At 73.3% G+C, this 18,973-nt stretch carries 16 protein-coding genes; 8 read left to right on the forward strand and 8 right to left on the reverse strand.

All coding sequences use genetic code 11. The features are described from left to right. Positions 1-60: 60 nt before the first annotated feature. Both ACH4SL_RS21055 and ACH4SL_RS21060 read right to left on the reverse strand, forming a co-directional pair. The gene (locus ACH4SL_RS21055; RefSeq protein WP_398447817.1) at positions 61-942 is read right to left on the reverse strand and encodes a glycosyltransferase family 2 protein; all 882 of its coding nucleotides are present in this window, start codon (positions 940-942) and stop codon (positions 61-63) included. A 94-nt stretch (positions 943-1,036) separates the two neighbouring features. After that, positions 1,037-1,240 (reverse strand): hypothetical protein, encoded by a 204-nt coding sequence (locus ACH4SL_RS21060; protein ID WP_398447629.1) that lies wholly within the window; start codon positions 1,238-1,240, stop codon positions 1,037-1,039. 219 nt (positions 1,241-1,459) lie between these two features. Here ACH4SL_RS21060 and ACH4SL_RS21065 point away from each other — a divergent pair, with 219 nt between their 5' ends. Both ACH4SL_RS21065 and ACH4SL_RS21070 read left to right on the forward strand, forming a co-directional pair. Then, on the forward strand, positions 1,460-4,099 hold the full coding sequence (locus ACH4SL_RS21065) for an ATP/GTP-binding protein (RefSeq protein WP_398447631.1): 2,640 nt from the start codon (positions 1,460-1,462) through the stop codon (positions 4,097-4,099). A 48-nt stretch (positions 4,100-4,147) separates the two neighbouring features. Continuing rightward, entirely contained in the window at positions 4,148-5,083 is a 936-nt protein-coding gene (locus ACH4SL_RS21070) for a phosphotransferase (RefSeq protein ID WP_398447633.1), read from the forward strand. A gap of 120 nt (positions 5,084-5,203) precedes the next feature. Here ACH4SL_RS21070 and ACH4SL_RS21075 read toward each other — a convergent pair whose 3' ends face one another. The 3 genes from ACH4SL_RS21075 to ACH4SL_RS21085 all read right to left on the reverse strand — a co-directional run bounded on the left by ACH4SL_RS21075 (position 5,204) and on the right by ACH4SL_RS21085 (position 8,209). Next, positions 5,204-5,959 (reverse strand): N-acetylmuramoyl-L-alanine amidase, encoded by a 756-nt coding sequence (locus ACH4SL_RS21075; RefSeq protein WP_398447635.1) that lies wholly within the window; start codon positions 5,957-5,959, stop codon positions 5,204-5,206. Between the two features lie 82 nt (positions 5,960-6,041). Then, positions 6,042-6,692 (reverse strand): polysaccharide deacetylase family protein, encoded by a 651-nt coding sequence (locus tag ACH4SL_RS21080; RefSeq protein ID WP_398447637.1) that lies wholly within the window; start codon positions 6,690-6,692, stop codon positions 6,042-6,044. A 77-nt stretch (positions 6,693-6,769) separates the two neighbouring features. Then, a complete protein-coding gene (locus ACH4SL_RS21085; RefSeq protein WP_398447639.1) occupies positions 6,770-8,209 on the reverse strand; it encodes a PHB depolymerase family esterase in 1,440 nt (479 codons plus the stop codon). 617 nt (positions 8,210-8,826) lie between these two features. Here ACH4SL_RS21085 and ACH4SL_RS21090 point away from each other — a divergent pair. Beyond that, positions 8,827-10,281, forward strand: coding sequence for an endo-1,4-beta-xylanase (locus ACH4SL_RS21090; RefSeq protein ID WP_398447819.1), 1,455 nt, complete (start codon positions 8,827-8,829; stop codon positions 10,279-10,281). Between the two features lie 199 nt (positions 10,282-10,480). Here ACH4SL_RS21090 and ACH4SL_RS21095 read toward each other — a convergent pair whose 3' ends face one another. Next, positions 10,481-11,212, reverse strand: coding sequence for a cupin domain-containing protein (locus ACH4SL_RS21095; protein ID WP_398447641.1), 732 nt, complete (start codon positions 11,210-11,212; stop codon positions 10,481-10,483). Positions 11,213-11,632: 420 nt separating this feature from the next. On the opposite strand from ACH4SL_RS21095, the gene ACH4SL_RS21100 reads away from it, so the two are divergent. From ACH4SL_RS21100 to ACH4SL_RS21110, 3 genes are all read left to right on the forward strand, one after another. Continuing rightward, the gene (locus ACH4SL_RS21100; RefSeq protein WP_398447643.1) at positions 11,633-12,847 is read left to right on the forward strand and encodes a Gfo/Idh/MocA family protein; all 1,215 of its coding nucleotides are present in this window, start codon (positions 11,633-11,635) and stop codon (positions 12,845-12,847) included. Beyond that, complete coding sequence (locus tag ACH4SL_RS21105; protein WP_398447645.1) at positions 12,844-13,839, forward strand: PmoA family protein; 996 nt, start codon at positions 12,844-12,846, stop codon at positions 13,837-13,839. The genes ACH4SL_RS21100 and ACH4SL_RS21105 overlap by 4 nt, the downstream gene beginning before the upstream one ends. A 165-nt stretch (positions 13,840-14,004) precedes the next feature. Beyond that, positions 14,005-15,018 carry a LacI family DNA-binding transcriptional regulator gene (locus ACH4SL_RS21110; RefSeq protein WP_398447821.1) on the forward strand — a complete coding sequence of 338 codons (1,014 nt, stop codon included), beginning with the start codon at positions 14,005-14,007 and terminating at the stop codon, positions 15,016-15,018. 61 nt (positions 15,019-15,079) lie between these two features. Here the strand turns inward: ACH4SL_RS21110 and ACH4SL_RS21115 are convergent, their stop codons facing one another. Further along, positions 15,080-15,505, reverse strand: a complete 426-nt coding sequence (locus tag ACH4SL_RS21115; protein ID WP_398447647.1) for a peptidoglycan-binding protein — start codon at positions 15,503-15,505, stop codon at positions 15,080-15,082. Positions 15,506-15,530: 25 nt separating this feature from the next. On the opposite strand from ACH4SL_RS21115, the gene ACH4SL_RS21120 reads away from it, so the two are divergent. Next, a complete protein-coding gene (locus ACH4SL_RS21120) occupies positions 15,531-16,991 on the forward strand; it encodes an ATP-grasp domain-containing protein (protein ID WP_398447649.1) in 1,461 nt (486 codons plus the stop codon). Between the two features lie 109 nt (positions 16,992-17,100). Next, positions 17,101-18,099: a zinc-dependent alcohol dehydrogenase family protein gene (locus tag ACH4SL_RS21125; RefSeq protein ID WP_398447651.1), complete on the forward strand. Its 999-nt coding sequence runs from the start codon at positions 17,101-17,103 to the stop codon at positions 18,097-18,099. 67 nt (positions 18,100-18,166) lie between these two features. Here the strand turns inward: ACH4SL_RS21125 and ACH4SL_RS21130 are convergent, their stop codons facing one another. Next, positions 18,167-18,874, reverse strand: a complete 708-nt coding sequence (locus ACH4SL_RS21130) for a hypothetical protein (protein ID WP_398447653.1) — start codon at positions 18,872-18,874, stop codon at positions 18,167-18,169. Positions 18,875-18,973 lie beyond the last annotated feature (99 nt).

Here is an 18,973-nt window from a genome sequence, read left to right on the forward strand (position 1 = left end):
GCCGGACGGGGCTCGAACGCTCCGCGCGCAGCACGTTCCCGGCGGCGCTCCGGTGGCCCTTCACAGGATCGGGGGGCGCCCCAACCGCGTCATGCGCCACACGGTGCGCCAACGCATCGCCTTGCGCGGAGGGCACGGCGTCCGTACGCCTTCGACGAAACCGCCCCACCACGCCTTCAGCCCGCCCACAGACCGGATCCGCGCCATGGTGAGCAGGATCCACACCCCGAGGTAGACCGGAACCAACGGCCAAGGAAGCCGCCGCCGCGCCAGCCACACCCGGTTCCGCGCCGTGAACCGGTAGTAGACCGCGTGCCGCGCCGGGGACGTCGCCGGGTGCTGAAGGACGATCTCGGGTTCGTACAGGATCCTCCAACCTGCATCGAGCGCGCGCCACGCCAGATCGGACTCCTCGTGCCCGAAGAAGAACTCCCCCGCCCACAGGCCGGTTTCCCTGAGCATCGGCATGGAGAGAGCGTGGCCGCCGCCGAGGAACGCGGTCACCGGGCCACCACGCATCGGATCGTCGGCCCGCAGCCGGGGCACCCACCTGCGCTCGGTGTGCCCGTGTTCGTCGGCCACCCGGAACCCGACAATTCCGAGCCGCGGATCCGAGGCGAACAGCTCCTGGGTCCTTCGGAACACCCCCGCATCGATGAGCAGGCCGTCGTCGTCCAATTCGACGACCACGTCCACCTCGCCGGAGTCACGCAGCATCTCCAGAGCGACGTTGCGGCCTCCCGGACAACCGAGGTTGTCCTCAAGCGGAACCTTGGTCACGTTCTCCGCCACGTCCACGTCGGCGAGCGGCGTCGAGTTCCCGACCAGCATCACCCGCGCGGCCGGCACATCCTGCTTCTCCACCGAAGCGAGCAGAGCATCCAGTTCCCGCGGACGAGTGCCCATGGTCACGATGACAACTCCGATACGCGGCAACGACATAGCGGCGAACTCCCGGGGGCGGCAAGGTGCCGATGCTAGCGCCACCCAGTAGGTCACCTCGCCACCTCACACACGAGGCGGACGTCTCGGGCCGTCAGCCCGGGAGGCGGAGTCCGGCGATGACGGAGGTGCCGCGGGTGGGGCGGGGGCGGACGGTCCAGGTGGTGGCGAGGTGGTCGACGAGGCGGGGCAGCAGGTGCTGGGGGAGGGTTTCGGCGACGGCCCGCCGGGTGTGGGCGACGGAGGCGAGGTGTGCGGGGAAGCGCCACAGGGAGGGCACGAGGGGGATGTCGGACATGGCGAACTCCGTTTCTCCGTCGCCCTCTTCGACGCCCCCCAAGGCGTTCGGACAGCGGGCGGCCGGGCGGAAAGGCCTCGCGTGGGTAGCCCCGGAGTGCGGCCGTTGGCCGGAACACGAGGTCCCGACCGGCCGCGGGCCCACCGCATCGGCTCGCGTTCGTAAACTGAACGTGCGCGCATCCGCACGATCAGTTCGCCTCGCCGGAAGGGACTGCCGTTGACCCGGTCGGATCTCCGCTCGCTGTTCCGCTCCAACCAGCAGGACCTGAGGGCCGAGGACGTCTTCGCGGACCGCATGGACGAGTGGAACGCGGTCGCTCGCAGCCTCGCCGCGCACGCGGTCGCCGTCCGCCAACCCGGTTTCGATGTCGCGGACTTCGAAAGCCCGCGCCGGAACGTGCTGGTCTTCTACGGGGTCGGCGGGATCGGCAAGTCCACCTTCTCGCGGCATCTGGAGGAGCATCTGCTCTCCGACGGGCCGGGTATCGATCAGTGGACGCCGGTGCCTGAGCAGGTGGGCCGTTTGCTGCCGGTGCGCATCGACCTCTCGCGGCAGTCCGGTCTCGGCTTCGAGGACATCCTGCTCGCGTTGCGGCTGGCTGCCGGGCGGCTGGGGAGCCCCATGCCCGCGTTCGACCTGGCGCTTCGGCGGTACTGGGACGTCAACCACCCCGGGGAGCCGCTGGAGGCGTATCTGCGGCGCCACGGCTTTCTGCGACGCTTCGCCACCGCCATGTCGCTGCCGGAGCAGGTCCAGTCCGTACTGGGGGACGTCGCGCAGGCCGTCGCGCTGCCCGGCACGCTCGGGGCACTCGTCGGGCAGAGCCTGCGGTCGGTGATCGGCTCGCTGCGGGAGCACCGGAAGAACATGGCGGCCCTGGCCGGGTGCGCCCGGCTCGCGGACCTGCTGGAGGCGGACGCCGACCTCGATGCGCTCTCGTACTACGCCCACCTGCTGGCCTGGGACCTCGCGCAGCTCCCGGCCGACCGGTCGGGCACCCTCGTGGTGCTGTTGGACACGTTCGAGGACGTGGGCGACCGCACCCATCGGGAACTGGAGCGGCTGATCCAGCGGGTGGCCTGGCTGATGCCCAACGTCCTGTTCGTGGTGACCGGCCGCAACCGCCTCCAGTGGGACGACGAACGCCTCGACGGCCAACTCGACTGGACCGGGCCGTCCGCCTGGCCCCACCTCGCGCCCGGCGCGACCGCAGAACCCCGGCAGCACCGCGTCGGCTACCTCTCCGCTGAGGACTGCGAGCGGTACCTGTGCCGACGCCTCACTCGCCACGGGCAGCCGCTGATGGCCGCGGGCACCCGCCACGAGATCGTCAGGCGCTCCCACGGGCTGCCGCTGTACCTCGACTTGGCGGTCATGCGCTACCTCGACCTGTTCCAGCGCACCGGACGGCAGCCCGCAGCGGGCGAGTTCCAGTACGACTTCCCCGCGCTGGTCGCCCGCACGTTCCGCGACCTGTCCGGCGCGGAACGCCAAGTACTGCGCACGGTCAGCCTGTTCGACTCCTTCTCCGTCGATCTGGCAACGGCGGCCTCCGGTCTGGCGCAGGACAGCGCCACGCTCCAACTCGTCGAGCGTCCGTTCATCGACGCCGACCCGGCCGCGCCCTGGCCGTACCACCTGCACGACCTGATCCGCGAAGCGATCCGTGAAGCCGACGCGACCGCGGAGGATCGCTGGTCGGCGGCGGACTGGCACAGGGCGGCGCGGCGAGCCTTCGACGCGCTGCGGGCGGAACTCCCGCCCGCCGGCGAGGACCGGCGTCGGCTGCTCGCCTGCCTCACGCAAGGGCTCAGGCTCGCCAGCTCCTACGGGCTGGAACTGGACTGGCTGGTGGACGCTGGCTACCGCTACGTCTCGGACTTCATCTGGGAACCGATCGACCTGCCGCTGGGCACCCCGGGCTCGGCCGCCTCCGCGCTGGCCACCACGCTCCGGGCTGCGGCGCGCCGCCAGCGCGTGCACCGGCAGGAGATCGTGGACGAGCTCACCGCGGTACTGGCGGGCGGCCTGCTACCGCCGTCCGCCCAGGACCTCGCCCGCTACTTCCTCGCCGAATGCCAGCGGGACCTCGGCCGCCACGAGGAGTCCGCGGCGGGCATGCGGCAGGTCGCCGAGGGAGCCGGGCCGCTGGCTGCCGACGCCGCCCGCGGCCTGGTCCACCTCGCCCGCCGCCTCGGCGACTTCCCGGCGGTGCGCGCGGCTGCCGAGCGGCTTCCCGCCGGGAGCCGCCGCCACCGCACCCTCGGTGACCTGTGGTGGACCCAGGGCAGCGTCTCCCTGGCCTGCTCCGCGTACGACGACGCCTGCCGGGCGGCCACGGCCGAGTCCAACCCGGGCGAGGCCGCACTGAGCCGGGCCTGCCTCGCCTTCGCCGCCGCCTTCCAGGACACCGGCCGCGCCGACCAGCAGCTCCAGCTCGCCGAGGGCCTGCTGGAGGGCGCCAGCATCCGCTGGGCAGAGATCCAGGCCGGCATCGCAGGGCTGCTGCGCGACGCGGGGGCGGACCCCGCGCTCCCCGCCCGCGCGGCCGGTATCGAAGCTGACGCCGAAGCGAGCGGCCTCACCTCGTCGGTGGCCTACGCCAGGCTCGCGGTGTGCTTCCACCACGCCGTACTGGCCGACCAGCCCGGCCTCGCCGCCGCCCGTACCCGGCTCCGCGGCTGCGTCAACGGCGCCGAATTCGCCTACCTCCTGGAAATCAGCCACTTCTTCGACGGCTCCGAGCCTCCGCCCGACCTCCCCCGCGCCGCCTGGCTCGACGGTACCCAGGCCACCGCGGCCCGCTGGTCCACCCTGCTCGCCGACCGGCGAGCAGCCGTCTCCGCCTCGGGCTGAAATCGGCGTGAACTTCCGGGGGCGCCGCGAGGGCGCTACCGTGCAGCCGTGGCCACGTACACGAGCCTTGACGCGCTCGACCTGCCCCGACTCAACCGCCTGTACCGCCTCGGCGAGACAGTCGCCGCACCCCTCAACGGCGGGGCGGCGAACTCCAGCTTCCGGCTGGACGACCCGGTCAGCCGCCGCTCGTACGTCCTCACCGCGCTGGACAACCACGACGAGGACAGCGCATGGCACCTGGCGCGTGTCACCCGTGCCCTCGCCGGGCTGGGCCTGCCCACGGCCCATGTCGTCGCCAACACCGAGGGCGACGACATCACCGCCGTGGACGGCAGGCTCTACCTGCTCAAGGAGCTGATTCCCGGCGAGGTCCGGGACCCGCTGCCCGAAGCGCTGCTGCCCGCGGCAGGAGCACTCCTCGCGCGGCTGCACGGCTTCGCTCCGGACGGCCTGGACCTGCCGATCGGCACACGCCGCCTGAGCAGCACGCACCGTGCTGCCGCCACCGCGTTCCCCGACCGCGCCTTCGCCGAATGGATCGACGGGCAGCTGGCGCAGATCGGCCGCCACGAGGAGCAGCACCGGCGCCCGTCGGTCCCCGTCCACGGCGACCTCTTCGCGGACAACCTCATCGTCCGGCCCGACGGCGGCCTGTCCGTCATCGACTGGGAGACCGCGTCCCTGGACGACCCGCTCCTCGATCTCGGCATGGCGGCGGTGGGGCTCTGCCAGACCTCTGACGGCCTGCTCTCGCCCGAACGCCTCCAGCTCGTCCTCCAGGGTTACGAAGGGTTGCGGCCACTGTCGGCACAGGACCGGGCCGAACTCCCCACCGAGATCACCCACGCGGCGGTCATCATCGCCTTCCATCGCTACCACCGCCACAACGTCCGCTTCCCCAACCCCGAACACGCCACCTACCACCGGCAGATGGTGGTCTTCGCCGCGAGCGTGGGGGATGCGCTGCCACCTGGTTCGTAGCGACGTGGCAACTGCCTGGGTCGTGGCTCGCGAGGCGTCAGGTGAGCAGACGGGCAGGCGCTGCGACGTCCACGAGCTGCGCACCGCGGTCGGCGCACCGCAGTCGAGCGGTTCCGCCGGTCACCGCTCGCGGGGCGGGTCCGTGTAGGTCGCCTTCGTGCGGAGGGCGGCGGCGGTTTTGCGGATCCAGGGGAGGGCGTCGTAGAGGGCCTGGCCGGGGCAGTCGGTTTCGTAGACGTCGCGGTGGCCGGAGATCACGTTCAGGGAGACGGGGGTGCCCTTGGGGTAGCGGCTGCCGTCGTTGGAGGAGGTGAGGCGGACGTGGCCGAGGGGGGTTTCCGCGGGGTCGAGCTTCCAGGCGGCTATCTCGGCGATGGACTGGAGCATCGCGTGCGGCACCTGCTGGCCGGGGCCGAAGTTGCCGAGGGCGGCTATGCCGATCGTGTCGGCGTTGAAGCCCTCGGTGTGGGCGCCGCGCACGTCGCGGTCGATGCTGCCGGTGCGGCCCTCGTAGATGCCGCCGCAGCGGTCGACGACGAAGTTGTAGCCGAGGTCGTCCCAGCCGGCGGCGATGTGCTGCTGTTCGAGGACGAGCAGCATGCCGGGGACGTCCTTGACGCAGTCGTACGTGTTGGGGTTGTCCGTGTGGTGGACGAAGACGGCCTTGACGTCGTGGTCGTAGATCAGGCCCGGGCGGACGGCCGCCTGGTCGGCGTGCCAGGCCGCGCGGCCGATGACGACGGGGCGCAGGGCAGCGAGGTGGAGCACGGCATGGGGGTGCCTCGGCTCCTGCACCGGACGATCCGGTACCGAGCAGGCCCCCAGAAACGCCAGCGCCATGATCACCGGTGCCAGCGTGGTCCTGTTCGACCGCATGCCGTCCAGCCTCGGGCCTCGGCGGGCCCACGGCAGCCGGTGTGGGCCGGTCGGGTGAGCGAAGGCCCGCTGACCTGGTCTTCTACGCGGCCCGGCAGCTGCGGGCCGGGCCCGTGAAATGCCAGCCGCGGGCGCTCAGCCGCGGCAGCAGCGCCCGCACCGCCTCGACGGTCTGCGAGCGGTCGCCCCCGCCGTCGTGCAGCAGCACCACCGCGCCCGGCGTCAGCCGCGACTCCACCCGGTGCACCAGCTCCTGCGTGCCCGGCGGCTCCCAGTCCTCGGCCGCCACCCGCCAGCCCAGCGGCACCATGCCGAGCCGCCGGGCGACCGCCGGGGTCCGCCCCCAGTTGCCGAAGGGCGCCCGGAAGTACGGGACGGCCGCGCCGGGCACCGCGGCCCGGATCGCCGCCGAGGTCTGCTCCAGGTCGGCGCGGACGCGCTCCTCGTCCCAGTCGGTCATGTCGTCGTGGTGCATGCCGTGGTTGCCCAGCGTGTGGCCCTCGGCGACGATCGCCCGGACGATCTCCGGGTGCGCGAGCGCGTGCGCGCCCCACAGGCAGAAGACCGCCGTGACCTTGTGCTCGCGCAGCACGGACAGCAGATGCGGCGTGTGGACCGGGTGCGGCCCGTCGTCGAAGGTCAGGGCGAGATACGAACCGACCTGCCGGGTGGACTCGACGACGGACGTGCTCCGGCCCAGACGGCCGGCCGGGTCCTCTGCTGTGGTGGTCACGGCGGTGCTCCTGTCGTGCGGTGTCGTGCGGTACTACGGGGTGTTGCTGCTGGTTCGGATGGTATGTCCCCGGTACGTCAGCCGGTGGTGCAGCTGACGGTGGGGCTGGGGGCCGTACCGTTGCCGGTGAAGCCGTACGTCGTGCTGGCCCCGGCGCCGAGAGCGCCGTTGTACGAGGCGTTGGTCACCGTGACCGCGCCGCTCGTGCCGGTGTTCGTGCCGTTCCACACCTGGGTGATCGTGCTCCCCGAAGGCAGCGTGAACGACGTCTTCCACCCGGCGATCGCGCCCGTGCCGGTGTTCGTCACCGTGACCTCCGACTGGAAGCCGCCCTGCCACGAGTTCACCGTCTTGTACGTCGCCGAGCAGCCCGAGCTGTTACCGCCGGTGGAGCCGGACGTCGAGCCCGAGGTCGTACCGGTGGACGTACCGGTGCTCGTACCGGTCGAGGTACCCGTCGAGGTGCCGGTCGAGGTCCCCGTGGACGTACCCGACGACGTACCGGACGACGTACCCGTGGACGTACCGGTCGACGTCCCGCCCGTCGTACCGCCCGAGCCGTCCAGGCCGAAGAAGGCGATCGCCTTCGCCGCCATCCCGTTCATGGGCAGTGAGTGGCCGACGCCCGCGATGCTGAAGGCCTCGACCGGGGCCTGCGTGGTGTTCGCGCCGTAGCGGGTGTGGGTCCAGCCGGACTGCGGGGTGTCCGTGACGACCGGCGTCTGGCTCACGCCCAGCACGTTCGTCCACTGCTTGATCTCTTCGCCGAAGTTGTTGTAATTCAGCGTCGTGTCGGCGCTGCCGTGCCACAGCTGCACACGCGGGCGGGGGCCGGTGTAGCCGGGGTAGGCGGCGCGGACCATGTCGCCCCACTCCTGCGGGGTGTGGCTGATCTGGCCGTTGGCGCAGGCGTTGTTCCAGCCCGAGGGGTCGTTGGTCGCGAAGCAGCCGAAGGGCACGCCCATGAAGGCGGCGCCGGCCTTGAAGACGTCGGGGTAGTCGCCGAGCAGGACGTCGGTCATCATCGCGCCGGACGACGCGCCGGTGACGTAGACGCGGCTCGCGTCGGCGTTGTTGTGCTGCTCGACGTAGCTGACCATCTGGGCGATGCTCGCCGGGTCGCTGTTCCCGTTGTGGGTGAGCGCGCCGGACGAGGAGACGTCGTAACACTGGCCGCTGATGTTGGCGTCCGGGTAGACGACGATGAAGCCGTACTGGTCGGCCAGCGTGTGGAACTCGGTCGAGGAGTAGAAGCCGGGGGCGGTGCCGGTGCACTGGTGGACCGCGACCAGGACGGCCGGGTTGGCCTGCACGGTGTTCGGCACGTACTCGTACATCTTGAGGTTGCCGGGGTTGCTGCCGAAGTTGGTCACCTCGGTGAGCGAGGCGGCGCTGGCGCTCTGCGAGGTCAGGGTGACGGTCGCCGCGACCGAGGCGACGACGGCGCCCAGTGCGACGAGGAGCGTGCGCGCCCTGGTCGTGCGTTTCGGGCTGGGGAGCCCGGGTGTGGGGGGCATGACCTGGTGTCCTTCCGATGACGTCCGGATGTGCCGTCCCGGCGGAGGCTCCCTCTCCGCAGGGGCGGTGACACGGGTGGGGCCCGTGTGCACGTTGCGAAAGTTTTCGACCCTGTCGCGAATGTTTCGGGCACCATAAGGCCGAAAAGTGACCGAGTCAATACATCCGGCGACGGTCCACAGGCCCGCACCCGCACCGCGTGGCGACCCGCCCTACCCCGCGCCACGCACCGGAAAACCGCCCACCACGAGGGTGTGCGCCCGCCCGCGCGATGGCCCGTCAACTGCCGTTCTACGGGCTCCGGTTGTTTCGGAAAGGGGTCGTTGACGTTTCGAAGGCCAGGGTCCACACTGGCGAACGATCCACCCTCCTCCCGGCCACGCCGCACCCGCGGCACAACTCCCGTGGCCGACACCACCCTCGCGAATGGTCCCCCCACCCGTTCGGACGGTGCGTACTCCGCGCTGCCCGGACTGCCAGCTGAAGAGGAAAGAAGAGGTTGGAAGTGTTCAGTCATTCCCTCCGGGACCGCGGGCAGGCCCGCAGACGTACCGGCACCGGCGTACGCGTCGCCGTCGCGGCGGCCACGGCCGGCGCGGTCGCCACGTTCGGCCTGATGGCGACGGCCGGCACCGCGCACGCGGCGAGCAACCTGGGCGACGCGGCGGCGGCCAGCGGCCGCTACTTCGGCACCGCGGTCTCGACGGCCCACCTCGGCGAGGCGCAGTACGCGTCCACGCTGGACGCCGAGTTCAACGCGGTGACGCCCGAGAACGAGATGAAGTGGGACACGATCGAGGCGTCCCAGAACTCGTTCAACTTCGCCCCCGGCGACCAGATCGTCGCCCACGCCAAGGCGCAGAACATGCTGGTCCGCGGCCACACCCTGGTGTGGCACTCGCAGCTGCCCGGCTGGGTCTCGAACCTCAGCGCGACCGCGCTCGACGCCGCGATGAAGAACCACATCACCACGGTGATGAACCACTACAAGGGCCAGATCTACGCCTGGGACGTCGTCAACGAGGCCTTCAACGACGGCGGCGCCGGCACCCACCGCAGCTCGCCCTTCCAGGACAAGCTCGGCGACGGCTTCATCGAGGAGGCCTTCCGCACCGCGCGGGCCGCCGACGCCAACGCCAAGCTCTGCTACAACGACTACAACACCGATGGCATCAACGCGAAGAGCACCGCCATCTACAACATGGTCAAGGACTTCAAGGCGCGCGGCGTCCCGATCGACTGCGTCGGCTTCCAGGGCCACTTCAACCCGCAGTCGCCGGTCACCTCCGACATGCAGGCCAACCTCCAGCGCTTCGCCGACCTCGGCGTGGACGTCCAGCTGACCGAGGTGGACGTCGCGGGCTCCGGCACCGCGCAGGCCACCAACTTCAGCAACATCGTCAAGGCGTGCATGGGCGTGACCCGCTGCACCGGCATCACGGTGTGGGGCATCACCGACAAGTACAGCTGGCACAGCCAGGACACGCCGCTGCTCTTCGACGGCAACTACCAGAAGAAGCCCGCGTACGACGCGGTGCTCGCCGCGCTGGGCGGCGGCTCCGGCACGACGGGCGGGACGTCCACGGGGACGTCGTCGGGTACGTCGACCGGTACGTCCACGGGGACTTCGACCGGGACCTCGTCCGGTACGTCGTCGGGTACGTCCACGGGGACGTCGACCGGCACCTCGACGGGTACCTCGACCGGTACGAGCACCGGTACGTCGACCGGTACGACCTCGGGCTCGACGTCCGGCTCCACCGGCGGTAACAGCTCGGGCTGCTCGGCGACGTACAAGACGGTGAACTCGTGGCAGGGCGGCTTCCAGTCGGAGGTCACGGTCACGAACACCGGCACGGCCGCGATCGCCGGGTGGAAGACGTCGTTCACGCTGCCCTCGGGCAGCACGATCACCCAGGTGTGGAACGGCACGAACACCGGCACGAGCGGCGCGGTCACGGTGACCAACGCCTCGTACAACGGCGCTCTCGGCGCCGGGGCCAGCACCACGTACGGCTTCACCGGCAACGGTGCGGCTCCCAGCCCCACCGTCAGCTGCACCAGCAGCTGACCTCGCCCGCGGAGGGGTAAAGCACCCCGTCCGTGGACAGGATGAAGACGACAGGCGGCGCGGCAGCACTCCCTGACTGCCGCGCCGCCTCCGTGACCGGCTCCGGAGCCTGCCTTGTCCGGGCTCCGGGGCTACCCGGGGGCGCGCCGCGGCGCGCCCCTTCGGCATGTCCGGGGGCGACCGGTTCTCGTGGCCGGTCTCAGCGCGCGTCGTCGCGGCGCGTGGGCGCGAGGTGGCCGCACATGCCGAGGACGTCCTGCGGCGGCGCCGCTGCCCGTACGACCGACGCGTCCGCCAAGTGGGCCGCGGCGCCCCGGCGCAGGGCGGCGATCTGCTCCCCCGTACGGGCGGCGGCGGCCGCGGCCCGCTCCCGCCAGGCGGCCTCCCACGCGTCCAGCCGCGGGGCGACGAGCGCGGCCGCGGCGGCGTGGAAGGCCTCCAGCGCCTCCGGCCGCCCCGCCCCGACCTCCGCCGCGAGGTGCCGGAAGCCGCTGACGGCCAGGTCGCGGCGGGCGCGGGCGCGGGCGGTGCGTTCGGCGGGGGTGCCGTCGCCGAGGGAGGCCGCGGCGGCGTACGCGGCGGGGTCGGCGAGGTGCTCGGGCGGGAAGGTCATGACGGCGTCGCCCGCCTCGGGCAGGCCGTCGTTCTGCATGACGACCAGGACGTCCAGCCCGCCGGTGTCGACGGCCCGGTGGATGGTGCCGGGCGTGAACCACACGGTGTCGCCGGGCGCGAGCGGGGTGCGGCGCAGCCCCTCGGCGGCGGTGAGGGTGTGCAGTTCGCCGCTGCCGCCGACCACGTAGTACGCCTCGGTGCAGGTCAGATGGAGGTGCGGGGAGCCGCCGTGCAGCCCGTCGGCGGTGGCCCACGGGTAGACGCGCAGGCGCGACAGGCCCACGCCCCCGGGCAGCAGCGGTGCGGTGCTCGTCATGCGGGCGGTCCCTTCGTCGGGGCGGTGCGGCTCGCGGCCGCACGGTACGCCACCGGGTGCGCCCCGGCCCGGGGCCGCCCGCCCGTGGTGGGCGCGGCGCCGATACCGCGGAGGCCGGGCACGGAGCGGCCCGTGAGGGCGCGGCCGCGGGGCGCGGGGGGCGGGGCGGCGGCGGGCGGGGCCTGGTGGCGCCGTCGGCCACCGTATATCGTTCGGAAAACTTTCCGAAAGACCGGCCCCGTACGGCGGGGCGGAACCGCAGGAGGACGTGTGCCCGGCAGCAGCACCGGCGGAAGCGGCGACGCAGGGGATCACGGGGACGTGGCCGATCACGGCGGGGGCGCGGGCGATCACCGCGGCCGCGCGGGCGATGCGGGCGATCACGGCGGCGTAGGCGATCACGCGAACGGCGCGGTTGGCGTGGACGATCACGGCGGCCCGATCGGAGCCGTCCGCGGCCGCGCGGGCGGGGGCGTCCGCGGCGACGGGGGAAGCGGACCCGTACGCGTCGCGATCGTCGGGACCGGCGGCATCGCCGGGATCCACGCGCAGAGCCTGGCCGCGCTCGGCGGGCGGGCCGAGATCGTGGCCGCCGCGGACGTCGACCCCGAGCGGCTGGACGCCTTCCGCGCGCGCTGGAACGTGCCCGGCCGCCACACGGACCTGGGCGCGCTGCTCGCCGCCGAACGCCCGGACCTCGTCCACCTGTGCACGCCGCCCGGGCTGCACAAGGAGCAGGCGCTCGCGTGCCTGGCCGCCGGGGTGCCGGTGCTGTGCGAGAAGCCGCCGACGCTGAGCCTCGCCGACCTCGACGAGATCGCCGCCGCCGAGCGCGCGGGCGGCGCGTTCTTCGCGACGGTCTTCCAGCACCGCTTCGGCTCCGGCGCCGCCCGGCTGCGGGCCGCGATGGCGTCGGGGGCGCTGGGCCGCCCGCTCGTCGCCGTCTGCCACACGCTCTGGTACCGCCCGGACGCGTACTTCGCGGTGCCCTGGCGGGGCCGCTGGGAGACCGAGGGCGGCGGCCCGACGATGGGCCACGGCATCCACCAGTTCGACCTGCTGCTCGCGGTGCTGGGCGAGTGGCGCGAGGTCACGGCGGTCGCGGCGCGGCTGGCGCGGCCCACCGCCGCCGAGGACGTCTCGTGCGCGATCGCCACCTTCGACGGCGGCGCCGTCGCGACCGTCGTCAACTCCCTGCTCTCGCCGCGCGAGACGAGCTACCTGCGCTTCGACTTCGAGTACGCCACGGTCGAGCTGGAGCACCTGTACGGCTACGGCGACGCGGACTGGCGGGTGCACCCCGCGCCCGGCCACGAGGACGCGGTGGCCGCCGCGTGGGAGGCGGGCCCGAGCGGGCAGCCGTCCGGGCACTCCGCGCAGTTCGCGGCGGTGCTGGACGCGGTGGCGGCGGGCACCGCGCCGCCCGTGACGCTCACCGAGGCGCGCCGAACGCTGGAGTTCGTCGCGGCCACGTACGCCTCCGCCTTCGGGCGCGGGCCCGTCACGCGCGGTGCGATCGGCGCGGCCGACCCGTACTACCGCCGTATGCAGGGCCCGGGCACGCCGTGGCCCGCGGAGCCCGCGAGCCCCGCCGTACCCGCCGCCCCCGCGAGCCCCGAGGAGACGTCCCGGTGACCGACGCCCGTACCCCCGAACCGCCCGCCGCGTCCCCCGGTGCCGAGCCCGTACCCGGCGGGCTCGGGCTCACGCACGAGGTCGGCACGTCCCTCCGACTCACCTACCGGGGCCGGCCGCTCACCCGTTACGTCTACGGTCCGTGGGACGCCCAACTGGAGTCCCCGCGACCGTACTTCCACCCCCTCCGCACCCTCGGCGGCGACGCCGTCACCATCTACCGGCCGCACGACCACATCTGGCACAAGGGCCTGGCCCTCTCCCTCCCCAACGTCGACGACGAGAACTTCTGGGGCGGCGTGACGTACCGCCGCGGCACCGGCTACCGGCAGTACGACAACAACGGCTCCATGGACCATGTCGGCTTCCCCGAACTGACCCTCCGCGACGGCCGGTTGCGCGTCACCGAGACACTGCACTGGCGCGCCCAGGGCGGCGAGCACCGCTTCACCGAGGAGCGGCGGCTCGTGGCGGCCCTGCTGCCCGGCGAGGACGCCTGGGCGCTGCTCTTCCGCACCGCGGTCACCAACGTGCGCGGCAGGCGTACGGTCATCGGCAGCCCGACCACCGAGGGCCGTCCCAACGCCGGTTACGGCGGCCTGTTCTGGCGCGGGCCGCGCGACTTCACCGGCGGCACCGTGCACACCCCCGGCGGCAGCGGCGGCGACGAGCTGATGGGCGTGCGCGCGCCCTGGCTCGGCTTCACCGGCAGGCACGACGGGCACGGCCGCTCCTCCACGCTCGCCTTCGTCGACGCGCCCGGCAACGAACCGGGCGGCTCCGGCGTGCGGTGGTTCGTGCGCTCCACGCCCTTCGCCGCCGTCTGCCCGGCGCCGTTCTTCGACCGCGAGGTCACCGTCGAGGACGGTGCGACGCTGGTCAGGGCGTACGCGGTGGTCGTCGCCGACGGCGACCGCGGGCCCGCCGGGACCCAGGCGCTGGCGCTCGCGGGTGCGGCCCTGCTGGCGGAAGAGCACAGGGAGATTCCGTAGCATGGGTAGGTGACAGGTCAGACCCCGCGCACCCGGCGGAAAGCGGGCGAAGCCAGCGAGTCCAAGCCGGGCGGCGGGCCCACAGCGAGCGGTGAATCCGTGTCCGGCGCTTCCCGCGCTTCCGGCACGTCCGCCGGGCCGGGGCCGGCCGCTTCGGCGCCCGCCGTGCCCGCGACGCTCGCGGAGATCGCCCGGCAGGCGGGGGTGTCGGCGCCGACCGTGTCGAAGGTCCTCAACGGCCGCGCGCACGTGGCCCCGGCGACGCGCGACAAGGTCGAGGCGCTGCTGCGCGAGCACGGCTACCGGCGCAAGCGCGGGGCCGCGCGGCCGCGCCCGTCCGGCCTGCTGGAGATCGTCTTCCACGAGCTGATCAGCATGTGGGCCACCGAGATCATCCGCGGCGCGGAGAACGTCGCGCGGCAGGAGGGCCTCACGGTCGTGCTGTCGGAGTCGTCGGGCCGCGAGGAGATGGGCCTGTCGTGGGTCGACGGCGTCCTCACCCGGGATCCGGCGGGCGTCATCCTCGTCATGTCCGATCTCACCGCCGCCCAGCGCGAGTTGCTCGTCAGCCGGGACGTGCCCTTTGTCGTCATGGACCCGGCCGGCTACCCCGCCGACGACGTCCCCTCCATCGGCACCACCAACTGGCAGGGCGGCTACACCGCGACCCGCCACCTGCTCGACCTCGGCCACCGGCGCATCGGCGTCATCGGCGGCCCGGAGAGCGTGCTGTGCAGCCGCGCCCGTATCGACGGCTACCGCGCGGCGCTGGAGACCGGCGGCGTCGACAGCGACGACACCCTCGTACGGCACGGCACCTTCCAGACCGAGGCCGGCCACCACATCGCCCACGAGCTGCTGTCCGCGCCCGCCGGTGAGCGCCCCACCGCGCTCTTCGCGGGCAACGACGTGCAGGCGATGGGCATTTACCAGGCCGCCCGCGAACTCGGCCTGCGCATCCCGGAGGACGTGAGCGTCGTCGGCTTCGACGACCTGCCGGTGTCGGCGTGGATGGGCCCGCCGCTGACGACCGTCCGCCAGCCGCTCGTCGACATGGCGGAGGCCGCAGCCCGCCTCGTCCTCGACCTCGGGCGCGGTGTGCAGCCCGGCATGCGCCGGGTCGAGCTGGCCACGAGCCTGGTGGTGCGGGGGAGCACGGCGGAGCCGCCGGAGGAATGAGCCGTACGGCCGGGGTGCGGGCGCGCCCGGCCGTACGACTCCGTCAGGCGGCCGTCCCGCGTCAGTCCAGTTCGAGCGGCGGGGAGGGCGGGAAGTAGTCGGACGTGGACGGGACGTAGCCCATGCAGTAGCCGTTGCCGCCGTAGTAGCTGTCGCCCCAGTAGAGGAGCTCGTAGCCGGTCGCCTTGCCGACGACGCCGTCCACCGTCAGGCCCTCGAACGAGAGGGCGCTGCCCTGGATCCAGCGGACCATGTTGTAGGTGGCCGGTCCGAAGACGCCGTCCTCGGCGATGGTCGGGTGGTCGTGGGTCCTGGCGATGTCGTTCGCCAGGTGCTGCACGCACCAGACGGCGTGAGTGTTGTTCGTGTAGCCGTATCCGACGTAGGGCGAACTGGTGCTTGCCTGCGCCGTACCCATGCCGACGGCCAGTGCCAGGCCCGCGGCCGTCGCGGCCACCGCGGCGCGGCCCAGGATCTTGCTGAACACGTACGTGTCCCCCTTCGTGCTGCTTATGCCGTTCCGGCGGTCCACCGGTCGGCAGCAGCAGCGAACCAGGGACGTCCAACGAGCGGCCAACACCGCACCAACATCGTTCGGGCGCGCGGCCTGTACCCGGCCGCATCGCGCGGGCGCACCGCAACTCCACCTCGTAGCGGCCCTGTTGCGGGACGCACCTCAACTCCGCCTCGCGACGGCCGTATTGCGGCCACGAGTGTCCGCTCACGCGAAACCTGGCCGTCATCGAACCGGGTTACGATCCGCTCACCCTCCCACCCGGCTCCACCCCCGCCGCCGACTCGTCGGCCCCCACCGTGAGGAGCGCGCCATCGCACTTCGGATCTGGCTCAGCAGCGCAGGCGTGGCCTCCACCCAGGTGATGCGGATGCTGCGGGACAACCCGGACGGGGTCACCGTCCGCATCCACGGCAGCAACGTCGATCCGGACGCCCCCGCGCTCGCCGCGTGCGACGCGTCCGAGGTGGAGCCGCGCTACGTCGGCGACGCCGAATACGCGGAATTCGCCCTGGACTTCTGCCGCCGGCACGCGATCGACGTGCTCGTACCGCCGCGTCGGCTGTCGGCCCTGGCCGGCCGAGCCGACGACTTCGCCGCGCTCGGCACCCGGCTGATGTGCTCGCCGCCCGCCGCGATCGCCGCGCTCACGAGCAAGACCCGTACGTACGAGGCCGCGCGGGCCGCCGGGGTGCCGGTGCCGCCGTGGCGGGCGGTGCGCGACGCCGCCGGATTCCGCGCCGCTGTAGAGGAGTTGACGGCGGACGGCGAGCGGGTGTGCTTCAAGCCCTCCGGGGAATTCTCGGCGTTCGGCTTCCGGGTGCTGGACGACCGGCCGCTGCGGATCCGCGACCTGCTCGCGCCGCCCGTGCCGGTGGTGTCGGTGCGGGCCGTCGCCGAGGCGCTGGAGCGGGCGGCGGAGGCGGGCGAGAGCGTGCCGGAATTCCTCGTCATGCCGTACCTGGACGGCCCGGAGGTGAGCGTGGACTGCCTGTCCGCGCCCGGCGGGACACCGCTCGCCGCCATCCCCCGCGCCAAGCAGGGGCGTTACCGGCTGCTGCTCGACGACCCGGAGGCGGTCGGCATCGCGCACGCGGTCGTCGAGCACTTCGGCCTCGCGTATCTGTCGAACGTCCAGCTCCGGCACCGCGCCGGGCGCCCCGTGCTGCTGGAGGCCAACCCGCGGGCCTCCGCCGGGATCTTCCAGACCGCCTTCACGGGCCTCAACCTCCCCTGGGCGGCGGTGCGTCTGCTGGTCCGCGGCGAGCCCGGCGCGCTGCCCGAGCCGCGGCTCGGCGGACGCGTCGCCGTCACGGAGTCCGCGGTGCAGGTCGGCACCCCGGCCCCGGCGCTGACCGGCCTGGACGGCGGTCGCCCCGCGGGCGGCGCGGCGGCGCGGGTGCCCGCGCAGGCGGCGGTGGCCTTCCACGAGGAGGCGACGGCGCCCGCGACCGGGTGACCTTCGGCACGTCGGGAAGTTCGCGTCGCGCCGCGGGAGTTGACTGCGTCGTGGGCGGCGCGACGATCTCGCGGACCGCCTCGTGAGCGAACGACGGAGGACGGACGCGATGAGCAGGACGGTTCTTTTCCACGAGTACGGCGGCCCCGAGGTGCTGCGGGTCGAGGACGCCGACCCGGGCGAACCCGGCCCCGGCGAGGTGCTGGTGCGGGTCGACGCGGTCGGCCTCAACCGCGCGGAGGCGCTCTTCCGCGCGGGGCACTACATCGAGCCCGTCCGCCGATTCCCCGCCGGGCTCGGCGCGGAGGCGGCGGGCGTCGTCGAGCGCGTCGGCCCCGGCGTCGAAGGGCTCGCGGCCGGGCAGCCGGTGAGTGTCATCCCGGCCTTCTCGCAGAACGACCACGCCGTCTACGCCGAGCGCGCCGTCGTCCCCGCCGCGGCCGTCCTCCCCCGCCCCGAGAGCCTCGGCGCGGTCGAGGGCGCAGCGGTGTGGATGCCGTACCTCACGGCCTACGGCGCGATGGTGCAGGTCGGCGGGCTGCGGCCGGGCGACACCGTTCTCGTCAACGCCGCCTCCAGCAGCGTGGGCCTGGCCGCCCTGCACGTCGCCGAGCGCATCGGCGCCCGCGCGATCGCCCTGACCCGCGGCCCGGCCAAGAAGGACGCGCTGCTGCGCGAGGGCGCTTCGGAGGTCGTCGTCACCGCCACGGACGACGTCCCCGAGGCGGTCCGCGCGGCCACCGGCGGGCGCGGCGTCGAGCTCGTCCTCGACGCGGTGGCGGGCCCCGGCGTCCGCGAACTCCTGGGCCTCGTCGCCCCCGACGGCACCCACATCGTCTACGGCGGCCTCAGCGGCGAGCCGACCCCGTACCCCGGCCTCGAACTCGGCATGCCCCCGGTCGCGTTGCGCACCTTCCTGGTCTTCGAGACCACCCACCGCCCCGAACGCCTGCGCCGCGCAGCCGCGTTCATCGGCGCGGGCCTGCGCGCGGGCGCCTTCCGCGCGGTCGTCGACCGCACCTTCGAGCTGGCGGAGGTCGTGGAGGCGCACCGGTATCTCGACACGGACGACCGGGTCGGGAAGACGGTGCTGACCGTTACGCACTGACGGTCGGAGCGGGTTCGGCCGGGCGCTGACGGCGGTCAGAGCGGGTTCGGCCGGGCGCTGACGGCGGTCAGAGCGGGTTCGTCCAGGCGAGGACGGCGGTCAGGGCGAAGCCGGCCAGCAGGGGGACGAGCAGCGAGGCCATGACCAGCCACATCCCGGCGAAGCTGCGCCGCAGGGCGCGGAGGCGGCTTCGCCGGGCAAAGCTCAGCGCCTCCTCCGCGTGCGGCGTGACCTCCACGCCCGGGTCCGCCTCCACGGCCCGGCGCAGCGCCGCCAGCACCTCGTACCCGCCCGTGAGGGACAGCCGCACGCCGTGCAGGTCGAGCAGCCGCAGCCGGTCGGCGTAGCCACCGCGCATGTGCGTCTCGGAGCGGCGTATGCGGGCCAGCGCGCCGAGGTCCAGCGTGCGCACACCGGTGAGCGTCTTCGCCGAGATCAGGGTCTGGCCGTCCCGCACATGGACGGTCACCTGCTCGGCATCCCCCGCGTATATCTCGAAGGCCAGTTGCCCCGCGAACATCGCCGCCAGGGCGGAGAGGCCGATCACCGGCGGGCCGATCACCTGCACGCGGACGAGCCCGGCGACGACCAGGGCCACCACCGCCCAGATCCCGCCGACCACCCGTATCCCGTGCGCCGCCCGCCGCCGGGCCTCCGCGGCCGGCACCGGCTCCAACGGGGTTTCCGGCCGCCGCCACGCCGCGAGGAGCAGCCGGCGGAGCCCGCGGGCCGGCTCCTTCGCGACTCCCCGCCCTGCGCCGGTCTGCTCGTCCACCTGCGCAGCATAGGTCTGCCGACCGCGCGGGGGATACGGTCCGGCGCCCGCCGCCCGCACCCCTGGACAGGGCGCCCGCGGGGGCGCACGCTTCACGCT

The sequence above is a fragment of the Streptomyces sp. NPDC021020 genome (assembly GCF_044333285.1).
Lineage (GTDB): Bacteria > Actinomycetota > Actinomycetes > Streptomycetales > Streptomycetaceae > Actinacidiphila.

What these genes read in the sequence shown, in the direction of transcription:
- ACH4SL_RS21055 (WP_398447817.1), bottom strand. Translation starts at nt 942, where the DNA reads ATGTCGTTGCCGCGTATCGGAGTTGTCATCGTGACCATGGGCACTCGT.
- ACH4SL_RS21060 (WP_398447629.1), bottom strand. Translation starts at nt 1,240, where the DNA reads ATGTCCGACATCCCCCTCGTGCCCTCCCTGTGGCGCTTCCCCGCACAC.
- ACH4SL_RS21075 (WP_398447635.1), bottom strand. Translation starts at nt 5,959, where the DNA reads ATGCGGTCGAACAGGACCACGCTGGCACCGGTGATCATGGCGCTGGCG.
- ACH4SL_RS21085 (WP_398447639.1), bottom strand. Translation starts at nt 8,209, where the DNA reads ATGCCCCCCACACCCGGGCTCCCCAGCCCGAAACGCACGACCAGGGCG.
- ACH4SL_RS21090 (WP_398447819.1), top strand. Translation starts at nt 8,827, where the DNA reads ATGGCGACGGCCGGCACCGCGCACGCGGCGAGCAACCTGGGCGACGCG.
- ACH4SL_RS21095 (WP_398447641.1), bottom strand. Translation starts at nt 11,212, where the DNA reads ATGACGAGCACCGCACCGCTGCTGCCCGGGGGCGTGGGCCTGTCGCGC.
- ACH4SL_RS21120 (WP_398447649.1), top strand. Translation starts at nt 15,531, where the DNA reads ATGCCGTTCCGGCGGTCCACCGGTCGGCAGCAGCAGCGAACCAGGGAC.
- ACH4SL_RS21125 (WP_398447651.1), top strand. Translation starts at nt 17,101, where the DNA reads ATGAGCAGGACGGTTCTTTTCCACGAGTACGGCGGCCCCGAGGTGCTG.